The organism is Pseudoalteromonas sp. SG44-8 (assembly GCF_014164125.1).
Lineage (GTDB): Bacteria > Pseudomonadota > Gammaproteobacteria > Enterobacterales > Alteromonadaceae > Pseudoalteromonas > Pseudoalteromonas rhizosphaerae.
Genome location: NZ_JACJEQ010000057.1, coordinates 1 through 6,756, shown reverse-complemented (window position 1 = coordinate 6,756; position 6,756 = coordinate 1). Strand labels below are relative to the sequence as shown.

The window sequence follows — 6,756 nt, the reverse complement described above, 5'->3', positions numbered from 1 at the left end:
TATTGTTTTTATTGTTTTTATTGTTAACGCGGGACAAGTTATACCAAGGTTTTTACTATGTTGCAAACATATTAATAAAAAATTTCAAATGTTATTGTTTGTTGTATTAATTTTGTACCAAGCAAGCATCTTAAAATAGATTATTAATCTGTATCAATACTAAGGTTAATTAGTGCCATAGCGATAGAGAGGTGTGCGATATGGTGATACAATCTGCGCAATATCTATCAGCTTTAGGATCCTTTACGCTATGAGCGAATTAAAAAACGACCGTTATTTACGTGCACTACAAAAACAGCCAGTTGATGTGACTCCGGTATGGATGATGCGCCAAGCAGGGCGTTACTTACCAGAATACCGCGCAACTCGTGCACAAGCGGGCGATTTTATGAGCCTGTGTAAAAATGCTGAGCTCGCTTGTGAAGTAACATTACAGCCGCTGCGTCGTTACCCATTAGATGCCGCTATTTTATTTAGTGATATTTTAACGATTCCAGATGCGATGGGCTTAGGTTTGTATTTTGAAACCGGTGAAGGTCCTAAATTTGAGCGTCCAATTTCATCACTTGCTGATGTACAAAAAATTCCAAAGCTCGATCCAACAGATGAGCTTGGTTATGTTATGAATGCCGTAAGCACGATCCGTCGTGAACTAAAAGGCGAAGTACCGCTAATTGGTTTCTCGGGTTCACCTTGGACACTTGCTACTTATATGGTTGAAGGCGGGAGCAGCAAGACCTTTGGTAAAATCAAAAAAATGGCGTTTGCTGAGCCAAAAACACTGCATTTGTTACTTGATAAGCTTGCTGATTCAGTGATCGATTACTTAAATGCACAAATTAAAGCCGGTGCGCAGTCTCTAATGGTGTTTGACTCATGGGGCGGTGTATTGAGCCCGCGTGATTATAAAGAGTTCTCATTGCAGTACATGCACAAAATCGTTGATGGTTTAATTCGTGAATACGATGGCCGCAAAGTGCCCGTTACGTTATTTACTAAAAATGGTGGTCAATGGATTGAAGCGATAGCAGCAACGGGTTGTGATGCAATTGGTCTCGATTGGACAATTAATATTAGCGATGCTAAGCGCCGTGTCGGCGACAAAGTAGCTCTGCAAGGTAATATGGATCCATCAATGTTACATGGCACACCAGATCGTATTCGCCAAGAAGTAGCGACTATCCTTGAAGATTTTGGCACAGGTGAAGGTCATGTATTTAACTTAGGCCATGGTATTACGCCTGATGTTGATCCTGAAAACGCGGGTGTATTTATTAATGCCGTACATGAGTTTAGTGCGCAATATCATAAGTAACTGCAGCTGTAACAAACACTGTCATTTATAATCAAAAAAGCCCGCTTATCAGTAAGCGGGCTTTTTATTAGCTGTCTCAACGTGTTTATTTAAACAGTCGATTCAAACCATTTAACGCCGCAACACGATAGGCTTCAGCCATAGTTGGGTAGTTAAAGGTGGTATTTACAAAGTAATCAATATTATTGCCGCCATTTTTTTGTTCCATAATGGCTTGGCCAATGTGCACGATTTCAGAGGCACGCTCGCCAAAACAATGCACACCCAGTACTTCTTTGGTTTCAGTGTGGAATAATATTTTTAAACTACCCACTTCGGTACCAGCAATCTGTGCTCGCGCTAAATGTTTAAATTGAGCTCTGCCGACTTCATAAGGGATTTTCGCGGCGGTTAACTGCTGCTCTGTTTTACCTACTGAGCTCATTTCAGGGATGGTATAAATACCTGCCGGAATATCAATAATTAGTTTTTCATCGCAATTACCACAGGCAATTGCATCGGCAGCAATTCGACCCTGATCAAACGCTGCACTAGCAAGACTTGGGTAGCCAATGACATCACCAACGGCATAAATGTTATCGACCTCAGTTTGGTAAGTTTCATTAACTTTTAACTGCCCGCGGCCATCAGCTTTTAAACCAACCGCTTCAAGATTAAGTCCGTCAGTGTTGCCGGTGCGACCATTGGCAAATAAAATACAGTCAGCTTTAACGCGTTTTCCTGATTTTAAATGCATAACAACGCAATCATCACGGGTTTCAATGCGGTCAAACTCTTCGTTATGGCGGATCACAATGCCGCTATTCCAAAAGTGATAGCTTAAAGCATCTGAGATTTCAGCATCCATAAAGGCGAGTAAGCGGTCGCGAGTATTAACTAAATCGACTTTTGCACCTAAACCTTTAAAAATAGACGCATACTCACAACCAATGACACCAGCGCCGTAAATAAGCACACGATGAGGGTCATGCTCTAGGCCTAAAATAGTATCGCTGTCGTAAATACGAGAATGGGTAAAGTCGACTTCAGGTGGGCGATAAGGGCGAGAACCTGTAGCAATAACAATGGTTTTAGCAGTTAGTCGTTCGGTTGACCCATCAAGACGTTTAATTTCAATTGTGTGCTTATCAACAAAGCTAGCATCACCTTGAAACATATGAATGCGATTACGATCGTAAAAGCTACTGCGTAAATTTGATTGCTTAGAAATAACCGAGCTGGCGTGGCGCAAAATATCAGGAAACGTTAACCTACTAGGGCGCTCACCCACATTAAACAATGGGTTTGCTTTGTATTCTATGTAGCGGCTAACAGAGTGACGTAGTGCTTTTGAAGGGATAGTACCCCAATGTACGCAACCACCACCAACGGCAGCTTGGCGTTCGATAACGGCCACTTTTTTGTTGCTTTTAGACAGGTTCATGGCGGTACCTTCACCGCCAGGACCTGTGCCGATAATAATTGCATCATATTGAAATGATGGTTGTTCTTGCTTTACTTGTTGTTTGGCCACAGCCACTCCTACATTAACTAAAAGAGGCTTTTAATAACCTCGCATTGAGTGCAAGCCACGCCTGCTTTTGATTTTCCCAGGCTGCTTCCAACTCATGATATTGTGTCATTAAAGCTGATTTTTCGCATTGTTGCAGCATGTTATTCTTTTTAACTTCTAAAACTTGCTTTTTTAGTGCGCAAAAGTGTTGTAGCTTTTTCAGCAATAAATCGTACTCTTGCTGCAATAATGTAAGCTTATCTTGCGCTAAAGGCAATTTCGCTAAACGGTTTTGCGTTCTATTCATTAACGTTTCGGCTTTTGCTTTTTCGATGCGCTCAACCGGCGTACGTTTTAATTTTTTAGCAAGTCCAACAGCCGCAAAAGCGCGGATCATCCATTTTGTGGGATCATAATGAAACCATTTTATGCCATTGCGATAATCACTGGCAAAAATATGATGAAAGTTATGGTAACCCTCGCCATAAGTAAACAAGGCTAGTACCCCGTTATCACGAGCAGTGTTTTTTTCGGTGTAAGGTCGAGAGCCCCAGATATGCGCCACCGAATTAATAAAAAAGGTGAAATGCTGGCTCAATACCAAACGCAACAATCCAGCTAACAACAGCATGCCAATTACATCACCAATTATTAAACCCAGCAGGGCAGGGATACCAATATTAGTTGCTAATACTAATTTCATATAATGACGGTGTTGCCACATCACTATTTTATTGCGTTGTAAATCACGACAATTACTATAATCACCATAACTGTCGCCTTGGTAATCGCGTAACATCCAACCTATGTGGCTATACCAAAAGCCATTAGTTGCTGCATAAGGGTCTTTTACAGGGTCATCAACTTGGCCATGATGAACGCGGTGATCGCTGCTCCAGTGCAGCGCACTATTTTGTAGTGCAAAAGCACCACCTAAAGCAAAAAAGGCTTCTACAACAGGATGAGCGTCGTAAGTTTTATGGGCCCATAAGCGATGGTAGCCTGCGGTAATTGACATACCAGCATAAAACATACAAGCAACAAATGCGATCCAATGACTACTGGTAAAGCCATGGGTAAACCCATACCAAGGCACTAATGTGGCAGCAGCCAAAAAAGTAATACTAAAAAATAGGACATTGGTCCAAATAATCGGTGGTTTTTTCATCTTTTCAAATCTGAGCGTACACTTGTAAGCTAAAATAATATTTCATTCTCTTGCCGTCAAGTATTAGACTGGAGAATTAAGATAAAAATCACCATAAATTGATTTAAATTAAATCAGGAGTAGTTCATGTCGGGTGTTCGCGCGCAACAGAAACAAAAAACACGACAAGCTTTAATTGAAGCGGCATTTAACCAATTAAGCGCCGATCATAGCTTTTCTAATTTAAGTTTACGTGAAGTTGCCCGTGAAGCAGGTATAGCACCAACCTCATTTTACCGCCACTTTAAAGACATGAATGAACTGGGTTTAACCATGGTCGATGAAGCCGGTTTAACGCTGCGCCAGCTAATGCGCCAAGCGCGCCGCCGTATAGCCAGTGGCGGTAGCATTATCACCACCTCGATTGTTACTTTTATGGAGTTTATTGATAACTCCAGTAATCAATTCAGATTGTTACTGCGTGAACGCTCCGGCACCTCTAAAGCATTTCGTGCCGCTGTAGCCCGTGAAATTAAACACTTTATTTTAGAGCTTGCTCATTATCTTGAAAGCGAAACCCCGTGCGATGCAACTCATGCGTATATTCAAGCAGAGGCTATGGTCACGCTAGTATTTAATGCCGGTGCTGAAGCATTAGACATAGAAGGGCAACAACGAGAAGAGTTAGTCGATCGTTTAATTTGGCAATTACGTTATATAACGCGTGGCGCTAGTAATTATGTGCGAGAGAATAAAAACACGAGTGAATAATCAGCATAAATGCTTGTAGATTTTTTGTTCCTATTTCTTTATTATTGCAAGCTAAAGTTTATACTCAGAAAATTAAATCTCTGCATTAGAGAAAGCGAGGATGCACATGCTCACCAAGGACGCGGTGAACTTTAAACATGCCCATATTTTTGATGAAATAAAAGATGAAGCAACCGAACCTGTTGTAACGTTTGCGTACGTCAGGCGAGCTGAATTCTTTTTATTACCGAAAAAACTACAACGGCTTATTCAAGATAATCAGTATGGTGTAATTGATAAACGCCAAGCCGCACGGCTACGTGATGATCCCCGCAGCCAATTTTGGGCAAATGAAAAAACATGGCGAAAAGTCAGCTACAACACCTATAAAAATACCGCGCAAGGCTTAGCTGTTTATCCAAAAGGTCCTGTGAGTACCACTAAGTTTTCGTCATCCGGTGGAGCTAATGCCGCACCTGATTATTCGGCTTCGGAGCATTTTTTAAGTGACTCCAACCAAGCAAACTTCTTAGCAAATCCAGCGCTACTCAATAGCCAGTATGGCGAAGGCCAAGCAAAGTATATTGCGCAATCAATGCAGCAAAATAGCCGTGCTTTAAAGCCAACAGTTGTTGAAGTTCACTTACCCGCAGTATGTATATATAAGCCTATTTTGCAAAGTACTGTATTGCTAAAAGCGTCGCATCAAGTTAGGCAAAATTTTTCAAACCATCTTTTACAAGCAAGCGAAACCGTAGAGCAGCTCGCCGAGCAATATACCGGCTATAAAAATGCCAATTTGATTTACGACTACAACCTAGGCTTTAGTAATCGCAAACCAGCCAAACCCGGCACTAGCTTACGCGTGCCCGATGGCTGGAAGCTCAATATTGAAGGCTCAAGCAGCAACAGCCGCAGCGTGGTTATTAAGTGGCAAGGGCCAACCAGCGGGCAAGTAACCTTGCAACTCGATAAAAAACGCCCTGACGAAGTCTCATTTTGGCAGCATTTTTTTGCTGTAAAGCCCGGACTTTATAACGTTATTGTCACTGCCAGCGGCGCAGTAGATACCACTACCTTTACCGTTGAACAGCCCGCGTTAGGCTACGAAATTGAATTGCGTGATGAAGCCGGCGAGCCGCAAGCGAATATGGGGTACAAAATTCGCTTACGTAACGGCCATGTTATCACCGGACAGCTCGATAAAAACGGCTACGCCAACGTATCAGGCCCTGATTTTGAAAACGCCAAAGTCAGCTTTTTTGAACTCGCCGATCACGATTGGTCAGTAGGCAACATCACCTAAACGTAGACTTGCTCTGGCGATATTTATATTTAGGGATAAGGATATTTCAATGACACAACAACACACCGTCGCACAAGGCGAAACACTGCTACGCATAGCACGCGAATATGGTTATAAAACCTCAACCGCCTTGTATAACCACCCCAGTAATGCTGAGTTTAGAGCGCTGCGCCCTGATCCAAACTTAATTTACCCCGGTGACTTGATTACCATACCACCTAAAAAAGAAAAGTTTATGCCGCTGCGCGCCAACAGCCTAAATACGTTTGTTGTACAAAACGAAAAAGAATATTTTCGCCTGCAAGTATCGTATGACGATGGCGATGATATTACCGGTAAACGTGTTGTGCTTAATATCGGCAGCCAAACAATCGATACCGTATTGCAAAGTGATGGGCTTATCGAAGTAGAGCTTAATAATAACGACGCCCTTACTGGCAACGTCGATTTATACCTAAATGAAGGCGATACCACACCAACTAAAAGCTTTGCGGTACAAATAGGCAATCTAGATCCAATCGACACGCTTTCTGGCGTGCAGGGACGTTGTAATATGTTGGGGTTTAATTGCGGCAAGGTTGATGGCGTCATGGGAGAAAAAACACGCATTGGTGTAAAGGAATTTCAGTACGAGCACGATCTCGACATAGACGGCATACCAGGCCCTAAAACCAAAGCAAAATTACAACAAGTATTTGGGAGTTAGTATGAGTACCCCGTACAGTATGGCAATGGTAGTTAACAAT

The 6,756-nt window shown here is 42.2% G+C and carries 6 protein-coding genes; 4 read left to right on the top strand and 2 right to left on the bottom strand.

Annotation, left to right across the window (positions count from 1 at the left end):
- The first annotated feature begins 250 nt into the window (after positions 1 to 250).
- Positions 251 to 1,315 carry a uroporphyrinogen decarboxylase gene (gene hemE / locus H5163_RS20805; RefSeq protein WP_149980407.1) on the top strand — a complete coding sequence of 355 codons (1,065 nt, stop codon included), beginning with the start codon at positions 251 to 253 and terminating at the stop codon, positions 1,313 to 1,315.
- Positions 1,316 to 1,400: 85 nt separating this feature from the next.
- Here the strand turns inward: hemE and sthA are convergent, their stop codons facing one another.
- Positions 1,401 to 2,828, bottom strand: coding sequence for a Si-specific NAD(P)(+) transhydrogenase (gene sthA, locus H5163_RS20800; RefSeq protein WP_145242412.1), 1,428 nt, complete (start codon positions 2,826 to 2,828; stop codon positions 1,401 to 1,403).
- A 13-nt stretch (positions 2,829 to 2,841) separates the two neighbouring features.
- The gene (locus H5163_RS20795; RefSeq protein WP_145242414.1) at positions 2,842 to 3,975 is read right to left on the bottom strand and encodes a fatty acid desaturase; all 1,134 of its coding nucleotides are present in this window, start codon (positions 3,973 to 3,975) and stop codon (positions 2,842 to 2,844) included.
- 126 nt (positions 3,976 to 4,101) lie between these two features.
- Here H5163_RS20795 and fabR point away from each other — a divergent pair, with 126 nt between their 5' ends.
- The 3 genes from fabR (at position 4,102) to H5163_RS20780 (ending at position 6,716) form a co-directional block, all read left to right on the top strand.
- Positions 4,102 to 4,725 carry an HTH-type transcriptional repressor FabR gene (fabR, locus tag H5163_RS20790; protein ID WP_145242416.1) on the top strand — a complete coding sequence of 208 codons (624 nt, stop codon included), beginning with the start codon at positions 4,102 to 4,104 and terminating at the stop codon, positions 4,723 to 4,725.
- Between the two features lie 106 nt (positions 4,726 to 4,831).
- Positions 4,832 to 6,010 carry a hypothetical protein gene (locus tag H5163_RS20785; protein ID WP_259399843.1) on the top strand — a complete coding sequence of 393 codons (1,179 nt, stop codon included), beginning with the start codon at positions 4,832 to 4,834 and terminating at the stop codon, positions 6,008 to 6,010.
- Positions 6,011 to 6,059: 49 nt separating this feature from the next.
- A complete protein-coding gene (locus H5163_RS20780; protein ID WP_182735865.1) occupies positions 6,060 to 6,716 on the top strand; it encodes a peptidoglycan-binding protein in 657 nt (218 codons plus the stop codon).
- Positions 6,717 to 6,756: the final 40 nt, after the last annotated feature.